Origin of the sequence: Leclercia sp. CFBP8987 (assembly GCF_034044995.2) — a bacterium.
GTDB classification, from domain to species: Bacteria; Pseudomonadota; Gammaproteobacteria; order Enterobacterales; family Enterobacteriaceae; genus Enterobacter; species Enterobacter tamurae.
Window position 1 is genome coordinate 4,087,416 of the sequence record NZ_CM188255.1, and the last position, 22,910, is coordinate 4,110,325.

Here is a 22,910-nt window from a genome sequence, read left to right on the forward strand (position 1 = left end):
TCAAACCTTAAACAACCAGCATGCCGCCAAATGACCGGGGGCAATCTCCTGCATCGCGGGGGCTTCGCGTCGGCATACCGGCATCACGTGCGGGCAACGGCTGCAGAACTTACAGCCCGGCAGCACGGAGGTCGGGCCGGGGATCTCCCCGCGCAGGGTCGCCTGCTCCAGATTGCGGATCCGCGGATCGGGCTGCGGTACCGAGGCTAACAGGGCCCGGGTATAGGGGTGCGCCGGATGCTGATACAGGGTGTCAGAAGGTGCCACCTCCACCAGCTTGCCGAGGTACATCACCCCGATTCGGGTCGAGATGTGGCGCACCATCGACAGATCGTGGGCGATAAACAGATAGGTCAGCCCCAGCTCCTGCTGCAGATCCTGGAGAATGTTCACCACCTGCGCCTGCACCGAGACATCCAGCGCCGACAGCGGCTCATCGCACAGGACAAACTCCGGACGCACCGACAGCGCCCGGGCAATGCTGATGCGCTGGCGCTGGCCGCCGCTGAACTCGTGCGGGAAGCGCTGGAGGTGTTCCTGCTTGAGTCCCACTTTATAGAGCAGGGTTTCAGTACGCTCCCGCTGCTCCTCGCGGCTGTAGCCGTGGATCTGCATCGGCTCTGCCACCAGCTGCTGGACGGTCATTCCGGGGTTCAGCGATGAATATGGGTCCTGGAAAATGGCCTGCATCCGCTTGCGCAGCGGCTTGAGCTGCTTTTCGCTGGCCTGGGCGATCGCCTGTCCGGCAAAATCAATCTCGCCGGAGGTGATATCAAACAGCCGCAGAATGGCGCGCCCGAGGGTCGATTTACCGCAGCCGGACTCGCCCACCAGGCCAAAGGTCTCCCCCTGGCGGATATCAAAGCTGACGCCGTCCACCGCTTTCACCGCCACCCCTTTGCGCAGCAGGCCGCCGTTGAGAGTGAAGTGCTTATGCAGGTCCCGCACGCTGACCAGCGGGGAATGGTGTTCACTCATGCCTGAATCTCCTTATCGGCCAGCAGCCAGCAGGCCGCGCGATGCCCCGGTTCGGGGCGGTAAAACGCGGGCTGACGCTCGCACTGCGGCATCCGCTGCGGGCAGCGTTCGGCAAACGGGCAGCCCGGGGGCGGATTAAGCAGGCCCGGAGGCGATCCTTCGATAGGCGACAGGCGATGGCTGGTCTGCTCCGGGTGCGGCAGAGACGCCAGTAGCCCCTGGGTGTAAGGATGTGCCGGACGATAAAAGATGTCCTCTACGCTGCCCTCTTCCATTACCAGCCCGCCGTACATTACCACTACCCGGCTGCACACCTGGGCGACGACGCCCAGATCGTGGGTGATCAGCAGGATGGCGGTGTGGGTTTTCTGCTGCAAACTTTTTAACAGCCGCAGGATCTGCGCCTGAATGGTGACGTCCAGCGCGGTGGTCGGTTCATCGGCGATCAACAGTTTGGGATCGCAGGAGAGCGCGATGGCGATCATCACCCGCTGGCGCATCCCGCCGCTGAATTCGTGCGGGTACTGGTCGTAACGGCGCTCCGCTTCGGCAATGCCCACCTGCTCCAGCATGGCGATGCTCGCCGCGCGGGCCGCTTTTTTGTTTAAGCCTTTATTCCGGATCAGGATCTCGGACATCTGCCTGCCGATGGTCACCACCGGATTAAGCGCGGTCATCGGATCCTGAAAAATCATCGCGATCTGATTCCCGCGAATGGCGCGCATCTGCTCCGGGGTTTTCTGCGCCAGATCGTCATTGTCGAACCGGATCTGCCCCCCGGTGATGCGCCCGTTGCTGCCCAGCAGCTGGATAATGGATTTGCAGGTGACGCTCTTGCCGCAGCCGGACTCCCCGACAATGCCCACCAGCTCGCCCGGCTGAACGTGAAAGCTCACCCCGCGCACCGCGTGGACATCGCCATCCCGGGTGCGGAAGGTGGTTTGCAGGTTGTCGAGTTCAAGTAAGTTATTCATCGCGGTTCGCTCCCGGCTCAAAGGCGGTGCGGAACACGTCGCCTAACACGTTAAAACTGAATACCGTCAGCAAAATCAGAATGCCGGGGAACATCGCCAGCCAGGAGGCCTCCCCGATATACGACTGGGCGTTGTTGAGCATACTGCCCCAGGAGGCAGCAGGCGCCTGCACCCCGAGCCCGAGGAAGCTGAGGGTCGACTCCATCAGAATCGCCGAGGCGATATTCAGGGTGGCGGCGACGATAATGGTCGGCAGCACGCCGGGAATGATATGACGCAGAATAATCCGTAGCGGATGCTCCCCGGAGGCGCGGGCATAGAGCACATACTCGCGTTCTTTTACTGAGAGCGTTTCGGCTCGCACCAGCCGGGACATGTTCATCCACGTCAGCAGGCTGATGATCATGATGATGTTATCCACACCGGGCTTCAGGTAGGCGTTGAGCACCAGCAGCAGGAAGAAGGCCGGGATCGCCATCAGGATATCCACCGCGCGCATCATCAGGTTATCGAGCCAGCCGCCGAAGTAGCCGCTCACCGTGCCGACGATGGTGCCGATCAGGGTTGAAAAGACCATCGCCAGACAGCCGACCATCAGCGAGATCTGCCCGCCGTACAGGGCGCGGGTAAAGTAGTCGCGTCCGTACTCGTCGGTGCCGAACCAGTGGGCGCCATCAGGCGGCAGGGTGCGCGCCCCCAGCGACATCTGATCGGGATCGTAAGGGCTCAGCCCCGCACAGAGCGCGGCGACGACAAAAATAAAGAGGACAAAAAGCGAGAACTGCGCCGGACGATTGCGGCGCAGCTGGTGACGAACCTGTTGCCAGCGTCTGCTCATCCGGGGTTACCTCAGGGTACGTATGCGGGGATCGGCGAAGCGATATAACAGGTCGGCGATCAGGTTACCGACGATCAGCATCAGCGACGAGAGCATGATGATCGCCATAATCAGCGGGTAGTCGAGGGAGGTGATCGACTGGATCCCCAGCAGCCCCATTCCCGGCCAGGAGAAGACGCTCTCGGTGACATAGGCTCCGACAACCAGCTCGCCAAACGACAGGCCAAACAGGGTGATCACCGGCAGGAGGACGTTTTTCAGCACATGGCGGAACAGGATGCTGGAACGGGTGGCCCCATAGGCCAGCTGGGTCTGCACGTAGTCAGCCGAGAGCTGCGAAATGGTATTGGAGCGGATGTAGCGCACGTAGCTGGAGAGGTTATAGAAGGTGAGTGCAATGCACGGCAGCACGCCGTGGCGCACCACGTCAAGCCAATTGTCTTCCATGCCGATGGTGCGCATCCCCATGCTGGGGAACCAGTTGAGCTGCACGGCAAAGACGGTGATCAGCAGGATACCAAACCAGAAGATCGGCACCGAGATGCCAATATAGGCGAACAGGTTCAGGACATGATCCAGCCAGCGGTGCTTAAAGGCTCCGGCCAGCAGCCCCAGCGGAATGGCAAGGATAATCGCCATCAGCAGCGAGGCCCCCATCAGCCCAAGGGTGGCCGGAATGCGCTCACCAATCATCACCAGCACCGGTCGGTGGTAGATCAGCGAATAGCCCAGATCGCCCTGCAGAATGTTTTTCAGCCACAGAAAATATTGCGTCACCAGCGGCTTATCCAGGCCCAGACTCTGGCGAATACGCTCGATGTCCTCTGGTGCCATGCGCGGGGTGATGTACGCCGCCACCGGATCGCCCGGAGCGAGTTTGACCAGCAAAAACGCCACCAGCGAGATAAAGAACAGCATCGGCACCAGTTGCAGCAGCCGACGCATCAGTAATGTGTTCACGACATGCCCTTACGACTTACCCAACAAAAAGCCCCGATCGGTTGACCGGGGCGACAGCTTATTTTTGGTAGATTTTTGACAGGTCCTGGAACAGATACACCGGCTTCGGTTCCGCTTCCTGAGTGCCGCCAAAGCGTTTATCCACCGCCACGGTGGCGTTGGTGTAGGCGATCGGGTAGTAGGTCATGTCGTTGGCCACGGTCTGCTGGATCTGCTTGTAGATCTCCGCGCGTTTGCCAGTGTCGGTTTCTACGGCACCTTTATCCCACAGGGCATCGAACTGCGGGTTTTTATAGTGGGCGTAGTTATAGGCTTCGTTGCTCATGAACAGCGATTTGTAGCCATCCGGCTCAGCGCCCATGATGTAGCCGCCAAGGTTCAGCTCCCAGGCGGTGTTGTTCATGTCGAGGCTGCGCTGGGACATAGCATTGGAGTCGAGCGGCATCAGCTCCACGTTCACGCCAATGCCCTTCAGCGCCTGCTGGATGTAGAGCGCCTGGCTCTCCTGGGTTTTGTTGGTGTTCACGTAGGCCAGACGCAGCTTGAGGTTCGCCGGTGCGCCGGAAGCCTTCAGCAGATCTTTGGCTTTCTGCTGGTCGAACTTGTACTGCTCAACGTCGTTGCTCTGGTAGAGCGTATCCGGCGTCAGGAACGAGGTCGCCGGTTTGGCGTAATCCAGCGAGGTGAACGCGGTCTGGGTCAGCTCGTCCTTATTAATGGCGTACGCGATGGCCTGGCGCAGCTCCTTGCTCTTCATCACCGGCACGTTCTGGTTGAAGGTCATGTAGGCCAGACGCCCTTCCGGGTAGACCACGAAATCAAACTTGCCGGTATTCTTCAGGCGCGACACATCCTGCGGATCGACCATCTTGAGGTTGATCTCGCCGTTTTGCAGCGCGAGGTTGGCGGAGTTGCTGTCTTTGGCGAAACGGTAGGTCACGGAGTCGAGCTTCGCTTTGCCATTCCAGTAGTCGTCAAAGCGGGTCAGGGCGTAATACTGCCCGGCGCGGTACTCTTTAAATTTGAACGGCCCGGAACCGACCGGCGCATCGTTTTTGGTGCTCTTTTCCAGATCGGCTTCATTGGCGAAGACGTGCTGCGGGATCGGGTAGATCTGCACCAGGGTGCCGGTAAAGGCGGCGCTCACCTGCGGCAGGGTGAACTTCACGGTGCGATCGTCCACCTTGCTCACCGCCACCGGCTTGCCGCCGAAGGTGAACATGCTGCGGAAGAAGCTGTGCTGTTTCTCCTCCAGCAGCTTATTGAAGGTGAACACCACGTCGTCGGCGGTCAGCGGCTGGCCGTCCTGCCATTTCAGATTCGGTTTTAAGGTCAGGGTGTAGCTGAGGTTATCGGCGGATGGCGTCAGGCTTTCGGCCAGACCCCATTCGATTTTGCCATCGTTAAAGCTGTAGAGCGGGGCGTAAAGCGCCTGCATGATCGTCAGGGTGGTGCGGTCACTGGCATATAATGGGTTGACCGCCAGCGGGTCGCCGGAGGTAATGCCAATAATCAGTGAACCGCCCTCTTTCGGCGTATCGCTTTTGGCCGCCGGGGCCGACGCGGTCTCTTTATTTTTGGCATCATCACAGCCCGCGGCAACCAGCGCCAGCGCGACCAGAACAGCAGATACTAATGGCTTACGCATATCTCACTAACTCCTTGCCTTGAAAGTTTTTTTAACTGCTCATTTTTATTTTTTACAGATATCTGTTTGCGCATCATATTCAGCTTTAAGCCCTTTCGCATTAACAATGAAAATGCCATTTTTGATTAAGCTTATGCGGAATTTATATATATAAGCGCCAGAAGGAATAGTGCATATGCTTATGCGCTCAGTTCGTTAAACCGTTCACGGAATGCCTGCTAAACTGCCTCAACACATCCCAAAAAGGCAGATCAACATGTCCGACAACAACTACCAGCCAGCGAAAGTCTGGGAATGGAAGCAGAACCCCAACGGCGGCGCGTTCGCCAGCATCAACCGTCCGATCTCGGGCGCCACCCATGACAAAGAACTGCCGGTGGGTTCGCATCCGCTGCAGCTCTACTCTCTGGGCACGCCAAATGGCCAGAAAGTAACAATCATGCTGGAAGAGCTTCTGGCGTTGGGCGTGACCGGGGCGGAATATGACGCCTGGCTGATCCGCATCGGCGAGGGCGATCAGTTCTCCAGCGGCTTTGTTGAGGTGAACCCGAACTCCAAAATCCCGGCCCTGCGTGACCACTCCACCACGCCGCCAACCCGGGTGTTTGAATCGGGCAATATCCTGCTCTATCTGGCAGAAAAATTCGGCCACTTCCTGCCAAAAGATCCGGCTGGCCGGGTGGAAACCCTGAACTGGCTGTTCTGGCTGCAGGGCTCCGCCCCGTTCCTCGGCGGCGGTTTCGGTCACTTCTATCACTATGCCCCGGTGAAAATTGAGTACGCGATTGACCGCTTCACCATGGAAGCCAAACGCCTGTTCGACGTGCTGGATAAGCAGCTGGCGCGCGGTCGCTATGTGGCGGGAGAAGAGTACAGCATCGCGGATATCGCTATCTGGCCGTGGTTCGGCAGCGTGGCGCTCGGCCAGGTCTACGGCGCAGCGGAGTTCCTCGACGCGGAGAGCTACAAAAACGTCCAGCGCTGGGCGAAGGATGTCGCCAGCCGTCCGGCGGTGAAGCGCGGGCGTATCGTCAATCGCACCAACGGCGAGCTGAACGAACAGCTGCATGAGCGTCATGCGGCGAGCGATTTTGATACCAATACCGAAGACAAACGTCAGGGTTAATGTGCTGACCCCTTGCCCGGCGGCGCTACGCTTGCCGGGCCTACGGATTGGGTTTTGTAGGCCGGGTAAGCGCAGCGCCACCCGGCAGAATTACTCTGCTGGTGCCATTATCACCGCACATAGTAAATCCCTCTCTTTTTTCAACAGCATATTTACAACCATCCGGTAAACTGGCATCAATAATTTCTTTCTTCAGATTATTCGCATGTCAGAAAAGGCGCTGGAACATCAGATTCAGATTCTCAAAAAGCATAATGCCCGGCTTGCCAGGCTGGCGCGCGACGCCCGCAGCAAGCTCAGCGCGGCGCTCGACGGGACGGGTCTCTGTTTATGGCAGCTCGACGTTCCCACCGGGAAGCTGATTATCTATAACCGCCGCTGGGGCTCAATGCTGGGCTATCAGCCCAAAGAGCTCAACGCGCAGTTTGAGATCTGGCGCGAACATCTGCATCCCGATGACAAACAGAGCGTGCTCGACGCCTTCTACGATCATCTGCACGGCAAAACCCCCTTCTACGAAGCGCTGCATCGCATGCAGCACAAAAACGGCACCGTCACCTGGGTGCTGGATCGCGGCCGCGTCACCGAATGGGATGAGCAAGGAAACCCGCTGAAGGTCACCGGCACGCACATCGACATGACCAAAGAGAAGCAGTACGAGGAGCAGCTCGCCCTGCTGGCGAATCACGATCCGCTCACCGGCCTGGCGAATCGCCATGCGCTGATCACCCACTTCGCGCAGCTCAAAACCCAGGGCCCGCTGTGCATTGCCTTTATCGATCTGGATGATTTTAAAACGGTGAACGACACCTTCGGTCACCGCAGCGGCGATGAACTGCTGATCCAGCTCAGCCAGCGTCTGCGCGACACCTGCCCGCCGGGGGCCGTTGTCGGGCGTCTGGGTGGGGACGAGTTTGTCCTGCTGCTGCCCTTCCCGCTCACCAGCCTGATGGTGAACAGCACCGCGCAACAGTGTCTGAATGCGGCCCTGACGCCGTTCGAACTGGATAACGGCCAGGCGCGGGTGGGCGCCTCGGTGGGGATCGATGAAGTGCAGGAGCAGGACGATTTCGTCAATGCATTGCGCCGCGCCGATCGGTCGATGTATCAGATTAAGCACACCGGTAAGAATGGGGTGGCGATTGGCCAGACGCTGATCTCCCACTCCCGCAGCGGAACGCATCCATGAAAAGCACCCGTCATCAGGATCTTATCCGCCTGCTGTCGGCGTCTGACTGGCTGACGACGGATGCGCTTGCCGCGGAGCTTAACGTCAGCAAAGAGACGATTCGTCGCGATCTGAAACAACTTCAGCAGCAGGGCAAGATCGTGCGCCATCATGGGCGGGCGCGGGCGATCCACCCGGATCACCGCGACGGCGGGGAACCCTTTGGCGCGCGGCTGAAAAGCCATTACGCCGATAAAGCCGACATTGCCCGCCACGCCCTCGACTGGATCAGCGAGGGAATGACCCTCGCCCTGGATGCCAGCTCAACCTGCTTTCATCTGGCTCGACAGCTGCCGGATATCGCCCTGACGGTGTTTACCAACAGCCTGCCGATCTGCCATGAAATGGCGAAGCGCGAACGCATCACCCTGATCTGTTCGGGCGGGACGCTGGAGCGCAAATATCGTTGCTATGTGAATCCGGCCCTGGTGACGCAGCTGAAGGCGCTGGAGATCGACCTGTTTATTTTCTCGTGCGAAGGGGTGGATGAGCAGGGTGTGATGTGGGATCCCACCCCGCACAGCGCCGGATTTAAATCGCAGCTGCTCAGCCGCGCCAGCCAGTCGCTGCTGCTGATCGACAGGAGCAAGTTCCAGCGTTCCAGCGAAGTGAAAATAGGCCACCTGTCACAGGTGACCCAATTGATCAGCGACGTACAGCTCGCCCGCCGCTAGCTCGCCAGACGGAACTTCTGCACCGAGCGTTGCAGCTCCTCGGTCTGACGCTCCAGGGCGGAGGCCGCAGCTGACACCTGCTCCACCAGGGAGGCGTTCTGCTGGGTCACACCGTCCATCTGGGTGATGGCCACTCCCACCTGCGAAATGCCTTTGCTCTGCTCTTCCGAGGCGGCGGCAATCTGCTTCATGATGGTGGTCACGCCGGTAATATCCCGCAGCACCGCCTCCATGGTGGTGCCGGTATCGTTCACCAGCCGGGCCCCTTCCGCCACGCGGGAGACGGAGTCAGCGATCAGCCCTTCGATCTCTTTTGCCGCACTGGCACTGCGGCTGGCGAGATTACGCACCTCCCCCGCCACCACCGCAAAGCCACGCCCCTGCTCGCCCGCTCGCGCCGCTTCCACTGCCGCGTTGAGGGCCAGGATATTGGTCTGGAAGGCGATGCTGTTAATGACGCTGGTGATCTCCGCGATTTTCTTCGAGCTGACGGAGATCCCGGTCATGGTGTTGACCACGTTCTCTACCAGCACCCCGCCGCGGCTGGCGGTGACTGAGGCTACATCCGCCAGCTCGCTGGCCTGACGAGCGTTGTCGGCATTCAACTTCACCGTGGCGGTGAGCTGCTCCATGCTGGCCGCCGTCTCTTCCAGGGCGGCAGCCTGCTCTTCGGTACGTGACGAGAGATCGTTATTACCGGTGGAGATCTCCGTGGCACCGCGCCAGATGTTCTCGCTGCCGGCGCGGATGGTGCTTACCGCTTCGCGCAGGCTGTCCTGCATCGTCGTCAGCAGCGGTACCAGCTGGCCCACGCAGTTACGACCAAAAGGAACGATCGGCTGGCTGAGATCGCCCTGCGCAATCTGACGAAAGTGATGGCGGATCTGATCCAGGGGTTTCACCAGCATCGCGACCAGGTAGCGATCGGCGAACAGCAGGATCAGCAGGCCTATAATCGTTGCGGTGATGATCACCGTACGGGTGGTGCTGGTCATGCCGTCCACCGTCACGCGGGTGCTGTCGAGAATGCTGTCGGCGGCTTTATTGAACTGCCCGGCACTTTCGCCAAAGGCGCGGCTCAGCGGCGGGGTGACGTTATTCGCCTGCTGACGATAAGCGTCGAGATTGCCCTGCTGCGCCAGCTGGAACTGGGGCTTTACGCCGTTCTCCAGCAGCGCCTGCCAGTTGGCAATCACCTGGGAGGAGATCTGCGCATCCATCGGCCCCGGAGAGATGGCTTTCATCTCATCGAGCTTGCTGCTCATCGTCTCCAGCGCCTGCTGTACGGCGGTGAGATCTGCCGTACCACCTGCCGCCTGCACGTCCATCGCCCGGGTCAGGCGGGTGACGAAGCGGAAGTACTGATCGTTACCCTGGCTAAGCACCGTCATCTGTTTGACCAGCTGGCGATCAACCTCATTGCCATCAGCCACGCGTGAAAGTGCCCAGGAGCTGTAGAGCCCGGCTGCCGCCCACATTAAACAGAAAATCCCCAGAATCGTCAGCATGACGAACCGGATAGTGAAATTACGAAACACGTGCATAGTTATTTCCTTGCCATGGGGGAGATATCGCCTGGAGGGCGAGTATTACCCTCGTTATCGGCAATAAAATGCAAAGCAATACCTTTTATCGGTTAATTTTATAAACCTTTTCATTTCTGTTTACCGGACCGGGAAATGATAATCACGCTGGAGCAAATACCCCTTCAAATAACGTGTTATTAGATTTCATACAATTTACAAATGTAAATCACATTCTCCATTCATTACCCTCATAATTCCAAAGGATTAGGCCTCTGTTTTTTATCAACAAGGAATATTCCTTTTTCTACAAGAAAAGTCTTACTTTTAGTGCGTTAATAAAACTGCAACATTCATAAAATGAATGCATTTAAAAAAACCAATTAACGCCCTTTATTAAAATGACCATTTAATCGATTGATATCACTTCAAATTTCATTACACCCTTTTCCCTTGGGAAAGTTCTTAATTACGCAAATTTCATTTAAAAAGAGCTCACTTTGATCCGGTTATATGAGATGAAAAAATGCGTATTTCAATGAAAAGGACCTTGTTGTCACAATGTGTATTACTGTCACTTGCGTCGTTTGCTGCTCAGGCAGGTGCTACCGATGCCCCCGCTTGCCAGAGTGGTGACACCACCCAGACCTGCGGCCTGTCAGAATATAAAGACGGCAGTTTCTATCAGGACCCGGGCGTCACTGATGCGGTGATGGCGAATGAAACGGCGTCCAATATTTATATGGATGGCCACCGTGAAGCGGGAGATACGCAGACCCTGACCGTTACAGGCTCTGACATGTCAGGTCATTATATTCAGGGAAGCAATGGCGGTACGGTGAATATTAACGTCACCAACAATGCCAAAGTGGATATGATCGAAGCAGGTTCTGCACTTAAGACCACCAACACCACCATCAACGTCAATGACTCCACCCTCAACGGCCAGAACAGCGACGGAACCTATCAGCGAGACAAAGATTATATGATGGGGGCCGCCATCTATCTCGATCCGCTCGATGCGGGCTACCACGATGTGAACATCAGCAACGGCAGCGCCCTGCATGGCAGTATTATCAGCGCTGGTCAGGGTACCCAAACTATCGCCATAAGCGACAGCATCATGGATAACGGTGGCATCTACGTCGGTAGCGACAAATCAGATACCTCCCTTACCCTGACTAACGCCAGCGTGGATGCGACCAACAGCCAGGTGGCGCAAAATCTCGATACCATCGTTGAAAGCCTGAGTCAGTACAAACCTTTCCAGGATATCAACGTCGATGCCTTTAGCGATCTGGCCGTGGCCCTGTATGGCACCACTCAGGATACGCTGGCACTGAATAACAGCACCGTGACCGGCGACATCGGCGTCATTAACGAAAAAGGCCAGACCAACCTCTCCTTCACCAATAACAGCGTCGTGAACGGCAACGTTACGCTGAGCGGTAACTCCACCAATACCCTTCTGGTGGATAACAGCACCATCAATGGCGATCTGAACGCCAGCCAGAACAGCGGCGATACCACCGTCACCCTGCAAAACGGCGCCAACGTTGACGGCAATATTACGACCGGCGCAGGCAATGACACCGTGGTCCTGGTGAATGATTCCCACGTCACCGGCAATGTTACCGGCGGGGACGGCACCGATACCCTGTCGATGGATGCAGGCAGCTCTATTTCCGGGCAAATTAATCAGTTTGAAACCGTAAATACCACCAGCGACAACAGCATCACTCTCGACACCATTAATGATTCCACCACCTGGAGTCTGCAGAACGGCTCTACCCTGACCGCCGCCACGACCGGCAGCAATGCCGAAGTGAACATGAGCACCGACAGCAGGGTTAACTTCGGCCAAATCACCGGCTCCCGTAACGCTGTAGTGGTCAATAACATCACCGCTTCGGCGATCAATCAGCAAAACATCGTGCTGGGAACCTTTACCACCACGACGGCAACCACCACGCCGCAAACGGCCGCCAATGCGACCTTCAGCAACGGTCAGCAGCAGGTTGAAAACCGCAGCGCAGCCTACAACTACAACAATGACCTGAGCATCGTGGCCGCTGATACGGCGCCGCAGAGCCTGCTCACCGCTGATAGTAGCCAGAACTGGAATATTGTCTTTAGCAGCTCACGCGGCGCACTGGCCAGCGATGTCCAGGGGATGATTGCCGGGCTGGATGCGGCCGAACAGGCGGGCCATCAGGTCACCGATGACATCACCAGCCATCTGGATCGCCTGCACTTTGCTGGCCTGATGGGCGATCGGCAGGAAGGGGCGCAGCTGTGGGGCGATTTCCTCTATCAGAACGGTAACTTCAGCAACGATGTGGATTACAAGAGCATCACTCAGGGCGCGCAGGGTGGCGTTGACTGGACGGCTTACCTCGCTAACGGGGACAGTCTGACCGGAGGTGTGGCGCTGGCCTGGACCCGCAGCCGCGTTGAAGATACCGACAATGGCCCGGACAGCTTCAAGGACACCGTCTATGGTAACTACTACAGCCTGTACGGCGGCTGGCAGCAGGCGCTGAACGGTCGTCAGTGGGGAATGTTCGCCGACGCCAGCTTCAGCTATGGCGATATGCGCTACTCCCTCTCCGCCCACAACGTCACCGGCGACACCAGCGGCATGACCGAAGCGCTGCACGGCTCCACAGACGGTAGCCTGTATATGGCCCAGGCACGTACCGGGGTGAACGTACTGCTGCCGGGCGAAACCGTGCTGCAACCGTACGCCATTCTCGGCTGGGATCAGACCAAAGCTAACGGCTTCTCCGACAGAGAAGTGACCTTTGCTGACAGCCAGGTCTCTTCCTGGAACGGCGGCGCGGGTCTGCGTCTGACCACCACCCTGACCGATCTGAACAAAAACGTGGCGATCATGCCATGGCTGGATGTCCGCGTGCAGAAAGAGTTCAGCGATGATACCGATATCCAGGCAGCGGATTATCACAACACCGAAGGTCATAACAACAGCATGGGAATGTTTGGTGCGGGCGTGAATGCCACTATCGCGCACAACTTCTCGGTGAATACCGGCATTTACTATGGCACAGGCGATGTCGATAACGACGCCAGTGTTCAGGCAGGTATGAGCTACAGCTTCTGATGACCACGCCTGCCCGGCAGCCTGAGGCTGCCGGGCATTTTTGTTAGCTCAAATACTTCTCAAACCATCCCAGGGTTCGTTTCCAGGCTAATTCGGCAGCGGGTTCGTCGTAACGCGGGGTCGAATCGTTGTGGAACCCGTGGTTTACGCCAGGGTAGATCCAGGCCTCATACACCTTACCGTTCGCTTTTAACGCGGCTTCATAGGCAGGCCATCCCTCGTTAACATTCTTGTCGTTTTCCGCATAGTGCAGCAGCAACGGTGCCTTAATTTTGGCGACGTCGGCGGTCGGAGCCTGTCGGCCATAAAACGGCACGGCGCACGCCAGCTCTGGCCAGGCCACCGCCGCGGCGTTAGAGACCCCACCGCCATAGCAGAAGCCGGTGATCCCCACCTTGCCCGTGGCGTCCGGGTGTTTCTGCATAAACCCGACCGCGGCAAAGAAGTCGTTCATCAGCTTCGTGGGATCGACCTTCTGCTGCAGGACTTTCCCCTCCTCATCGTTGCCGGGATACCCCCCCACCGAGCTTAAGCCATCCGGCGCCAGGGCGATGTATCCTGCTTTCGCCACCCGACGCGCCACATCCTCGATGTAAGGGTTGAGGCCGCGGTTTTCGTGCACCACCACCACCGCCGGGACTTTGCCGGTAGCGTGAGCGGGTTTCACCAGATAGCCACGCACCTGGCCATGACCGTCTGGCGAAGGATAGGTGATGTATTCAGGCAGAATATCGGGATCGGTGAACTTTACCTGCTCGGCAAGGGCGTAATTCGGCTTGAGCATATTGAACAGTGCCAGCGCCGTAACCCCGCCGACGGCATAGCGGGCAGCCAGATTGAGGAACTCACGTTTGTTGATTTTGCCGTGAGCGTAATAATCGTAGTAGTCGAGCAATTCCTGAGGAAAGTCTTTGGCGGTCATACGCGTCATCGCATATCTCCATGAATTGTGCACTGAGTAAGGTTAGAATAGAAACGCTGTTTCGAAAATCAAAAACCTTGAAAGGAGACATCATGCCCTGGAACGCTTCCCCTGAACGCTACGAGAATATGCAGTACCGGTACTGTGGAAAAAGCGGCCTGCGTTTACCCGCCCTGTCGCTCGGTTTGTGGCACAGCTTTGGCCACGTTCACGCCCTCGACTCGCAGCGCGCCCTGCTGCGAAAAGCCTTTGACTGCGGCATCACCCACTTTGATCTCGCCAATAACTATGGCCCACCGGCGGGCAGTGCGGAGGAAAATTTTGGCCGCCTGCTGCGGGATGATTTCGCAGCGTATCGCGACGAGCTGATTATCTCCACTAAAGCGGGCTATGACATGTGGCCGGGCCCGTACGGTGCGGGTGGTTCGCGCAAGTATCTGCTCGCCAGTCTCGACCAGAGCCTGAAGCGGATGGGGCTGGAGTATGTGGATATCTTCTACTCGCACCGGGTAGATGAAAATACGCCGATGGAAGAGACCGCCTCGGCGCTGGCGCAGGCGGTGCAGAGCGGGAAGGCGCTGTACGTTGGCATCTCGTCCTATTCGCCGGAACGCACCCAGAAAATGGCGGAGCTGCTGCGCGAGTGGAAGATCCCCCTGCTGATCCATCAGCCTTCCTACAACCTGCTTAACCGCTGGGTGGACAAGAGCGGCCTGCTGGATATCCTGGCCGCTAACGGCACCGGCTGTATCGCCTTTACGCCGCTGGCGCAGGGCCTGTTGACCGGCAAATATCTGAACGGCATTCCTGACGGCTCCCGCATGCAGCGCGAAGGCAAAAAGGCGCGCGGCCTGACCGAAAACATGCTGACCGAGGCCAACCTCAACAGCCTGCGCTTGCTGAACGAAATGGCGCAGGCGCGTGGTCAGACGATGGCGCAGATGGCCCTGAGCTGGCTGCTGAAAGACGATCGCGTGACGTCAGTATTGATTGGTGCCAGCCGGACAGAGCAGCTGGAGGAGAACGTGCAGGCGTTGAATAATCTGCACTTTAGCGAGGATGAGCTGCAGCGGATCGATCAGCATGTGGCTGACGGGCAGCTCAATCTGTGGCAGGCGTCGTCAGATAAGTAGTTAAATGCCGGGTGGCGCTGCGCTTACCCGGCTTTTTTATTACTTGCGACTCAGCTTATCCAGATACCCCATCACAAACGCTGACAGCACAAACGTCAGGTGGATAATCACATACCACATCAGCTTGTTATCCGGGATATTTTTGGCATCCATAAACACCCGCAGCAGGTGAATCGACGAGATAGCCACAATCGAGGCAGCCACTTTATTTTTCAGCGACGAGGCGTCCATTTTGCCCAGCCAGCTCAGCTTCTCTTTATCCGCGGCAATGTCCAGCTGCGACACGAAGTTTTCGTAGCCTGAGAACATCACCATCACCAGCAGGCCGCCCACCAGGGTCATATCCACCAGCGACAGCAGGAGCAGAATCAGGTCGGATTCCGCAACGCTGAATATGTGCGGCAGGACGTGAAAAATTTCCTGAAAGAATTTAATACAGAGGGCCACCAGCGCCAGCGAGAGGCCAAAATAGACCGGGGCTAACAGCCAGCGGGAGGCATACATTGCGTTTTCAAAAAAGCGTTCCATAGAGTCCTGTCTGCAAACGAAACCAGCGTGCAGTATATCGCAACGCGACAAAGTGTTTGCAACAACTAAACAACAAAGACCCTATACCTGCTCCGGCTTAACCTCAGGCCGCTGATACTCCGGCCACACCAGCACCACCAGCGCCGGATAGGCCTCCAGGCTGAACTCACGAAAACACTGGCGCAGGTTCATCACCTCCAGATCGGAATGCGACACTTTCTCACCATTCAGGCAGCGCTTCTTGATATTGTCGTAATATTTGTACACCGCCGAGTTGAGATCGCTGCAACGACGCTGCGCATCAAAAAGGTCAGGCGTACTATTTATTTCCACCATATTCATTCGTTTAATTGTGGCATGAAGGAAATCAATATATTCATGATTAACACGCCAGTACCAGACCGGCGTAATCGCATTCATTAACACAGAAAAATGGTCTTCGCCCTCTTCTTTTGACATCCGTTCTGGCTGCGCATGGGGGTGCGCGTTATCCGCTTCGCTACTTTTATTGAACTCGCGCATCAATAAAAGAACCACGGCAGTAAGCAATAACAAAGTAATGACAGTATAAAAAATGCTGTTCATATAGGCAGGCTCCATTTTTTTTGATTTTAAATTTGCCTCATGTTATTGTCAACGAATCTCACACTCCAGACAAGCCCACCCCGTTGAAATTAAAGGAAATATAAAATGTTGCCCGACAATCTGGTCCCGGCTAAGTTTCACATTTCTACCGTGGAACCGAAACCACCAGAAGCAGAAAGCAATGCAAATTTCACTAAGGGGAAAAGAACACTCGCTGATTACGAGCCTGATATATTAATTGGTGTTACCCGTACCGGTAACTCCCGCAATATGTTGCTCGAAGAGCACGACCGCCATATAAAGGACCGGTTATTCCGGGTGGTTAAAATCGAGGTGTTCGCCCGCCTGCTCAATGACCTGCAAGCGGAAGGGGAAATAGATGCCCAGGCACTAAGTCAAATATTGTCGGAAAAAACCGCTGAGATAAACGAAGCTGGTAATGATATCTGGCTGAATCTAATTACCTGTGAAAAAAACACGCCCATTTTTTATAAGCTAGAGGATGAATAACGTGAAGGATGTTGATAACAACAACGTTTATTTAGCTTTAGATGATAAAAAGAGCGATGAATTTATCTTAGAGCAAAATCTGGCTGCGCTGAAAGAGATTAAAAACGCTGAAATACAACGTATTGCCAAAGAATTGCTCTCGATTCCAGCAGGTCTGGTGCGGCTGAAATGGCAGAACCGCCGTGAAATTTATCCGTTACAGGTTAAAGAAGAGATCTACGGTGCGGCAATTAATGCCATTATGCAGCAGCGCCCAGACTTAAAAGAGAAAATACTGGCCCGGCTGGAAACCAATTATCAGTATTTGCGGGCCCGTGAAACCGCCACCCTGCGCGTTACCCGTAAACTGGCCGATGAAGGCTATCGTACCACCAGCGTGAGCACCGTCGCGCTGAATGAAGACGTACTCGCCGCGAAAACGACACCCCCTGCGCAAAAGCCGTAACCCCCAGCGCGTCCCGCTCCGCCTGTTGCTATTGGTTTAAGGATTATCCTGAATGATCCTCACTTCCCGGTTGATTCTTCTAAGCTTAAAGCCTGATCACCCACTCAAGGAGAACCTCAATGGCAAATTCCCAGAGCAAAATTCAGGACCCAACCACCCAGTACTACACTGGCGAATTCCCGAAGCAAAAACAGCCCATCCCCGGGGTGCAGAGCAAGATGGATCCGGTCCCGGATTGCGGCGAGAAGAGCTACAAAGGCAGCGGCAGACTACAGGATCGTAAGGCACTGGTGACAGGGGGCGACTCCGGTATTGGACGCGCTGCCGCCATCGCTTACGCGCGTGAAGGCGCAGACGTTGCGATTAACTATCTGCCTGCCGAAGAAGAAGACGCGCAGCAGGTTAAGCAGCTGATTGAAGAAGCCGGACGCAAAGCGGTACTGATCCCCGGTGACCTGAGCGATGAAAAATTTGCCCGTTCGCTGGTGCATAAAGCCCATCAGGAACTCGGCGGACTCGATGTGCTGGCGCTGGTGGCCGGTAAGCAGGTGGCAGTCGAGAATATTGCTGATATTACAACGGAGCAGTTTACACAGACATTTACCGTGAACGTGTTCGCCCTGTTCTGGATAACCCAGGAGGCGCTGCCGCTGCTGCCGGCCGGGGCGAGTATCATCACCACCTCGTCGATTCAGGCCTATCAGCCAAGTCCGCACCTGCTGGACTATGCGTCTACCAAAGCGGCGATCCTTAACTTCAGCCGCGGGCTGGCGAAGCAGGTGGCGGAGAGCGGCGTGCGCGTTAACGTGGTGGCCCCAGGCCCTGTCTGGACGGCGCTGCAAATTTCCGGCGGTCAGCCGCAGGAGAAGATCCCGCAGTTTGGTCAGCAGACCCCAATGAAGCGCGCAGGGCAGCCTGCGGAGCTGGCACCGGTGTACGTCTATCTGGCGAGCCAGGAATCAAGCTATGTGACGGCGGAAGTGCACGGCGTGTGCGGCGGGGAACATCTGGGGTAGTTGTGCAGTGCCGGGTGGCGGCTTCGCCTTACCCGGCCTACCGATTCTTTGCGGGCTGATGCCCTCACCCTGACCCTCTCCCACGGGGAGAGGGAACAAACATTAAAAAAGGCAACTTACGTTGCCTTTTTGCGTTTTATTTCGCCACAGTCTTCTCTTCGCCTACCAGGCCAATCTTCAGGTAACCCGCCTGATGCAGCGTGTCCATTACCCTCATCATGGTTTCGTAGTCGACGGTCTTGTCAGCACGGAAGAAGATGGTGGTCTCTTTCTTGCCGTTAGTCAGGGTATTCAGCGCCGGGATCACCGACTCATCCGTTACCAGATCGTTACCCAGGAACATGGATTTATCGGCTTTCACGGACAGATAAATCGGTTTTTCCGGGCGCGGCTGCGGCTGACTGGATGATGCAGGCAGATTGACCTTCACGTCTACCGTCGCCAGCGGCGCAGCAACCATGAAGATAATCAGCAGAACCAGCATGACGTCGATAAACGGCGTCACGTTGATTTCGTGCATTTCGCCGTTATCGTCCAGATTTTCATTAAGACGCATTGCCATGACGAATCAACCTAAGTGTAATTTCTGAGCAGAACGGACCGGCTTCACGGCGCTGGCACTGAGGTCCAGATCGCGGCTTTGCAGCAGCAGGACCTGAGCGGCAACGTCACCGAGGGTCGCTTTGTAGCTGCCGATCATACGGGCAAAGATGTTATAGATGACCACCGCCGGGATAGCGGCAACCAGACCAATCGCCGTCGCCAGCAGGGCTTCTGCGATGCCGGGGGCCACAACCGCGAGGTTGGTGGTTTGGGTCTGGGCGATGCCGATGAAGCTGTTCATGATGCCCCAGACCGTACCGAACAGACCGACGAACGGTGAAATCGCACCGATGGTCGCCAGGTAGCCGTTACCGCGCCCCATATGACGACCAATGGCCGCCACGCGACGCTCCAGACGGAAGCCGGTACGCTCTTTAATCCCTTCGTTGTCTTCGCTGCCTGCAGAAAGCTCAAGCTCGTTCTGGGCTTCGTTGATTAACTGGGTGGTCAGGCTTTTGGCCTGGAAGGAAGAGGTCATGTCGCTCGCCTGATTCAGGTTGCGGGCCTCGGCCAGCTGCTGCTGCTCGCGCTTAAGACGGCGCTTGTGAGAGATAAGCTCCACGCTCTTGCTAAAGAAAATAGCCCAGGTGACGACGGACGCCAGAATCAGGCCGATCATCACAATCTTCACCACGATGTCGGCATGATTATACATACCCCAGACGGAGAGATCCGTCTGCATCAAATTATTACCCACTCGGTATCTCCAGGACGCAAATCACAAAATCTGAGCATAATAATATCAAAACAACGTCGAATTGATAGTAGTTCTCATTAGTATTTACATAGTGCCGTAAATTCGTTTCATTTTCCTTGCGCTTACGCAGGAAAAATTTCCCGGAAACATATTTTAAAAAATATTCCGCTGATCCCACCACCCTTATCGCGACCATTTTTACTTTCGTGATAGTGTGGACGTCCAGACGTATAAAAACAGGTTGCGCAGACATGAAAGAGAAGCATCTTGATACCACCCTTGTCCAGGCGGGACGCAGCAAGAAATATACCCTCGGTTCGGTGAACAGCGTGATTCAGCGCGCCTCGTCGCTGGTGTTTGAGACCGTCGAGGCGAAAAAGCACGCCACCCGCAACCGGGCGAAGGGCGAGCTGTTTTACGGGCGTCGCGGGACGCTGACCCACTTCTCATTACAGGAAGCGATGTGCGAGCTGGAAGGCGGCGCAGGCTGCGCCCTGTTCCCGTGCGGTGCGGCGGCGGTGGCCAATACTATTCTGGCGTTTGTTGAACAGGGCGACCATATCCTGATGACCAACACCGCCTACGAGCCGAGCCAGGACTTCTGCACCAAAATCCTCAGCAAGCTGGGCGTGACCACCGGCTGGTTCGATCCGCAGATCGGCGCGAAGATTGCCGATCTGATCCAGCCCAATACCCGGATCGTGTTCCTCGAATCGCCTGGCTCCATCACCATGGAAGTGCATGATGTGCCGGCCATCGTACAGGCGGTACGCAGCAAAGCGCCGGACGCCATCATCATGATCGATAACACCTGGGCGGCAGGGGTGCTGTTTAAGGCGCTTGATTTTGGTATCGACATCTCTATTCAGGCGGCGACCAAGTACCTGATCGGCCACTCGGACGGCATGATCGGTACGGCGGTCTCCAACGCCCGCTGCTGGGAGCAGCTGTGTGAAAACGCCTATCTGATGGGACAGATGGTGGATGCCGATACCGCCTACATGACCAGTCGCGGCCTGCGTACCCTGAGCGTCCGCCTGCGCCAGCATCATGAAAGCAGCCTGAAAGTCGCCCAGTGGCTGGCGCAGCATCCGCAGGTGGCGCGGGTTAACCATCCTGCCCTGGCGGGCAGCGTCGGGCATGAATTCTGGCAACGTGATTTTACGGGCAGCAGCGGCCTGTTCTCGTTTGTGCTCAACAAGCGCCTGAGCAATGACGAGCTGGCAAACTACCTCGATAATTTCTCCCTGTTCAGCATGGCCTACTCGTGGGGCGGCTTTGAGTCGCTGATCCTGCCCAACCAGCCAGAGCAGATTGCCGCCCTGCGTCCGGGCGGAGAAGTAGACTTTACCGGGACCCTGATCCGTCTGCATATCGGCCTGGAAAACGTCGAGGATTTGATTGCCGATTTAGAGGCCGGATTTGCGCGTATCGAATAACACCGGGTCATAAAAGCACTCCGCGGACACTTTTCTCCTCAATCGATGCAGAAAAGTCTGATTTGTTGCGCCTGCGATCAAAGCCCGCAGGCGAAATAGGGAGTACAATAGGCCCATATACGCTGTTCCACAGGAAAGCCCATGGCTGTTATTCAAGATATTATCGCTGCACTCTGGCAACACGATTTTGCAGCACTGGCGGACCCTCACGTGGTTGGGGTTGTTTATCTCGTGATGTTCGCCACGCTGTTTCTGGAAAATGGGTTACTGCCTGCCTCATTTTTACCGGGTGACAGCCTTCTGCTGCTGGCGGGGGCGTTAATCGGGAAAGGGGTGATGGATTTTGCGCCGACGATGGTGATCCTGACCTCCGCCGCCAGCCTGGGCTGCTGGCTCAGCTATTTGCAGGGCCGCTGGCTGGGCAATACGCGGGTAGTGAAAGGCTGGCTGGCGCAGTTGCCGCATAAGTATCACCAGCGCGCGGCCTGCATGTTTGATCGCCACGGCCTGCTGGCGCTGCTCGCCGGACGTTTCCTGGCCTTTGTGCGCACCCTGCTGCCGACCATGGCGGGCATCTCCGGGCTCTCTAACCGCCGCTTCCAGTTCTTTAACTGGCTGAGCGCGCTGCTGTGGGTCGGCGTGGTGACCACCTTCGGCTATGCCCTGAGCATGATCCCATTCGTGAAACGCCATGAAGATCAGGTCATGACCTTCCTGATGATCCTGCCGGTGTTCCTGCTGGTGGCCGGGCTGGTGGGCACTATCGTCGTGGTGATCCGTAAGAAATACTGTCGCGCCTGACAGTAATACCCCTCACCCTAACCCTCTCCCCATAGGGGAGAGGGAACCTGGACACCCTCTCCCCTATGGGGAGAGGGCCGGGGTGAGGGGACAAGCCCGCACCATCACTATCCCTGCATCATCCTGATCCGCGCCGCGTCTTCCCCTGGCGTCACCCCGAAGTAACGTTTGAACTCCCGACTGAACTGCGACGCGCTTTCATAGCCTACCCGCAGCGCCGCCGCGCTGGCTTTCATCCCGTCGTGGATCATCATCATCCGCGCCTTGTGCAGGCGGTAGCTCTTGAGATATTGCAGCGGCGAGGTGCTGGTCACCGATTTGAAGTTATGGTGGAACGCCGAGACGCTCATATTGGCCTCGGCCGCCAGCTGATCGACACTCAGGTTTTCGGTGTACTGGCTCTCGATGCGCTTCAGCACCCGGCTGATGAGGCTGAAGTGAGTCTGCCGGCTGACCAGCGCCAGCAGCGCCCCGCCGCCCGGCCCCAGCAGCACGTGGTAGAGGATCTCACGAATAATCTGCTTACCCAAAATGCGCGCATCCAGCGGGCGCTCCATCACATCCAGCAGGCGCTCAATGGCACAGAGTATCTCATCCGTCAGCGTGGCGGAGTTGATCCCGCTTGCCGCCATCGACGGGCAAAACAGCTCGTCCTCGCCAATATCCATCAGCAGCTCCTGCAGCTGCAGGATATCCACATTTAAACGAATACCTGCCAGCGGCACGGCTTCTGTCGCGAAGGTTTCACATTCGAAGGGTAAAGGTACTGTCAGGAGCAGATATTCGCGCGGGTCATAGCGGAATACACGCTCATTGATATAGCCAATTTTATGCCCGGAAAAGAGAAAAATGATACCTGGCTGATACATCACCGGCGTGCGGGTGCCGGGCTGGGTACCGTACAGCAGACGTACATCCGGCAGCAGTTCGCTGAGCTTATTTGCATTATCTTTCAGTCTGTTAATTTGCGCCGTTAGCTGCAGGCAGGTTTCATCGCGGTTCATCTTTGCTCAATCCGGGTAAGGTTTCCGACGTTTGCAGTGTGCGCGGTTTTTCGCAGTTTCTCCAGCACCCTGTAGAAATGGGCAAGACAACGGCAGAAATGTGCATTGAGAGGAGCGCTGGCGCTCGCCACAATGGGCACCATCAGTTAGCCCGGTA

22 protein-coding genes are annotated in these 22,910 nt (G+C 56.7%); 10 read left to right on the forward strand and 12 right to left on the reverse strand.

Annotated elements, in window-relative coordinates; translation table 11 throughout:
* From SOM40_RS19640 to SOM40_RS19660, 5 genes are read right to left on the reverse strand one after another with little or no spacing between them, the layout of a single operon-like run.
* Positions 1-978 (reverse strand): ABC transporter ATP-binding protein, encoded by a 978-nt coding sequence (locus SOM40_RS19640; RefSeq protein ID WP_313825293.1) that lies wholly within the window; start codon positions 976-978, stop codon positions 1-3.
* Positions 975-1,952: an ABC transporter ATP-binding protein gene (locus SOM40_RS19645; protein WP_225758090.1), complete on the reverse strand. Its 978-nt coding sequence runs from the start codon at positions 1,950-1,952 to the stop codon at positions 975-977. Before SOM40_RS19645 ends, SOM40_RS19640 begins: the two co-directional genes overlap by 4 nt.
* On the reverse strand, positions 1,945-2,790 hold the full coding sequence (locus tag SOM40_RS19650) for an ABC transporter permease (protein ID WP_166183979.1): 846 nt from the start codon (positions 2,788-2,790) through the stop codon (positions 1,945-1,947). Before SOM40_RS19650 ends, SOM40_RS19645 begins: the two co-directional genes overlap by 8 nt.
* Positions 2,791-2,796: 6 nt before the next feature.
* Positions 2,797-3,750 carry an ABC transporter permease gene (locus SOM40_RS19655; protein ID WP_166183981.1) on the reverse strand — a complete coding sequence of 318 codons (954 nt, stop codon included), beginning with the start codon at positions 3,748-3,750 and terminating at the stop codon, positions 2,797-2,799.
* A 58-nt stretch (positions 3,751-3,808) separates the two neighbouring features.
* Positions 3,809-5,398: an ABC transporter substrate-binding protein gene (locus SOM40_RS19660; protein ID WP_262672069.1), complete on the reverse strand. Its 1,590-nt coding sequence runs from the start codon at positions 5,396-5,398 to the stop codon at positions 3,809-3,811.
* Positions 5,399-5,654: 256 nt separating this feature from the next.
* Here SOM40_RS19660 and yghU point away from each other — a divergent pair, with 256 nt between their 5' ends.
* From yghU to fucR, 3 genes are all read left to right on the forward strand, one after another.
* Positions 5,655-6,524, forward strand: a complete 870-nt coding sequence (yghU, locus tag SOM40_RS19665) for a glutathione-dependent disulfide-bond oxidoreductase (protein WP_106996087.1) — start codon at positions 5,655-5,657, stop codon at positions 6,522-6,524.
* A 205-nt stretch (positions 6,525-6,729) separates the two neighbouring features.
* Positions 6,730-7,713: a diguanylate cyclase domain-containing protein gene (locus tag SOM40_RS19670; RefSeq protein WP_320531052.1), complete on the forward strand. Its 984-nt coding sequence runs from the start codon at positions 6,730-6,732 to the stop codon at positions 7,711-7,713.
* Complete coding sequence (gene fucR, locus SOM40_RS19675) at positions 7,710-8,426, forward strand: L-fucose operon activator (protein WP_166183993.1); 717 nt, start codon at positions 7,710-7,712, stop codon at positions 8,424-8,426. Before SOM40_RS19670 ends, fucR begins: the two co-directional genes overlap by 4 nt.
* On the opposite strand, the gene SOM40_RS19680 is transcribed toward fucR, so the two are convergent.
* Positions 8,423-9,970, reverse strand: coding sequence for a methyl-accepting chemotaxis protein (locus tag SOM40_RS19680; protein WP_320531051.1), 1,548 nt, complete (start codon positions 9,968-9,970; stop codon positions 8,423-8,425). The two genes, fucR and SOM40_RS19680, sit on opposite strands and share 4 nt — an antisense overlap.
* Positions 9,971-10,487: 517 nt before the next feature.
* Here SOM40_RS19680 and SOM40_RS19685 point away from each other — a divergent pair.
* On the forward strand, positions 10,488-13,070 hold the full coding sequence (locus tag SOM40_RS19685; RefSeq protein ID WP_320531050.1) for an autotransporter domain-containing protein: 2,583 nt from the start codon (positions 10,488-10,490) through the stop codon (positions 13,068-13,070).
* A gap of 43 nt (positions 13,071-13,113) precedes the next feature.
* Here the strand turns inward: SOM40_RS19685 and yghX are convergent, their stop codons facing one another.
* Positions 13,114-14,001 carry a YghX family hydrolase gene (yghX, locus tag SOM40_RS19690; RefSeq protein WP_166183998.1) on the reverse strand — a complete coding sequence of 296 codons (888 nt, stop codon included), beginning with the start codon at positions 13,999-14,001 and terminating at the stop codon, positions 13,114-13,116.
* 83 nt (positions 14,002-14,084) lie between these two features.
* Here yghX and SOM40_RS19695 point away from each other — a divergent pair, with 83 nt between their 5' ends.
* Complete coding sequence (locus SOM40_RS19695) at positions 14,085-15,125, forward strand: aldo/keto reductase (RefSeq protein ID WP_312191302.1); 1,041 nt, start codon at positions 14,085-14,087, stop codon at positions 15,123-15,125.
* Positions 15,126-15,164: 39 nt separating this feature from the next.
* Here the strand turns inward: SOM40_RS19695 and SOM40_RS19700 are convergent, their stop codons facing one another.
* Positions 15,165-15,653 (reverse strand): TIGR00645 family protein, encoded by a 489-nt coding sequence (locus tag SOM40_RS19700; protein ID WP_106995810.1) that lies wholly within the window; start codon positions 15,651-15,653, stop codon positions 15,165-15,167.
* An 81-nt stretch (positions 15,654-15,734) separates the two neighbouring features.
* Complete coding sequence (locus tag SOM40_RS19705) at positions 15,735-16,238, reverse strand: ESA_00282 family adhesion-associated protein (RefSeq protein ID WP_225758080.1); 504 nt, start codon at positions 16,236-16,238, stop codon at positions 15,735-15,737.
* Between the two features lie 105 nt (positions 16,239-16,343).
* Between SOM40_RS19705 and SOM40_RS19710 the strand changes: the two genes are divergently transcribed.
* From SOM40_RS19710 to SOM40_RS19720, 3 genes are all read left to right on the forward strand, one after another.
* A complete protein-coding gene (locus tag SOM40_RS19710) occupies positions 16,344-16,748 on the forward strand; it encodes a hypothetical protein (protein WP_106995812.1) in 405 nt (134 codons plus the stop codon).
* Entirely contained in the window at positions 16,741-17,193 is a 453-nt protein-coding gene (locus SOM40_RS19715; protein ID WP_320531049.1) for a cytoplasmic protein, read from the forward strand. Before SOM40_RS19710 ends, SOM40_RS19715 begins: the two co-directional genes overlap by 8 nt.
* A 119-nt stretch (positions 17,194-17,312) precedes the next feature.
* The gene (locus SOM40_RS19720; RefSeq protein ID WP_106995814.1) at positions 17,313-18,209 is read left to right on the forward strand and encodes an SDR family oxidoreductase; all 897 of its coding nucleotides are present in this window, start codon (positions 17,313-17,315) and stop codon (positions 18,207-18,209) included.
* Between the two features lie 136 nt (positions 18,210-18,345).
* Here the strand turns inward: SOM40_RS19720 and exbD are convergent, their stop codons facing one another.
* The gene (gene exbD / locus SOM40_RS19725) at positions 18,346-18,771 is read right to left on the reverse strand and encodes a TonB system transport protein ExbD (RefSeq protein ID WP_106995815.1); all 426 of its coding nucleotides are present in this window, start codon (positions 18,769-18,771) and stop codon (positions 18,346-18,348) included.
* A gap of 6 nt (positions 18,772-18,777) precedes the next feature.
* A complete protein-coding gene (gene exbB / locus SOM40_RS19730) occupies positions 18,778-19,509 on the reverse strand; it encodes a tol-pal system-associated acyl-CoA thioesterase (protein ID WP_320531048.1) in 732 nt (243 codons plus the stop codon).
* A gap of 251 nt (positions 19,510-19,760) precedes the next feature.
* Between exbB and metC the strand changes: the two genes are divergently transcribed.
* Positions 19,761-20,948, forward strand: coding sequence for a cystathionine beta-lyase (gene metC / locus SOM40_RS19735; protein WP_320531047.1), 1,188 nt, complete (start codon positions 19,761-19,763; stop codon positions 20,946-20,948).
* A 141-nt stretch (positions 20,949-21,089) separates the two neighbouring features.
* A complete protein-coding gene (gene yghB, locus SOM40_RS19740) occupies positions 21,090-21,749 on the forward strand; it encodes a DedA family general envelope maintenance protein YghB (protein ID WP_106995818.1) in 660 nt (219 codons plus the stop codon).
* Positions 21,750-21,856: 107 nt separating this feature from the next.
* Here yghB and SOM40_RS19745 read toward each other — a convergent pair whose 3' ends face one another.
* A complete protein-coding gene (locus SOM40_RS19745) occupies positions 21,857-22,753 on the reverse strand; it encodes an AraC family transcriptional regulator (RefSeq protein ID WP_106995819.1) in 897 nt (298 codons plus the stop codon).
* Positions 22,754-22,910 lie beyond the last annotated feature (157 nt).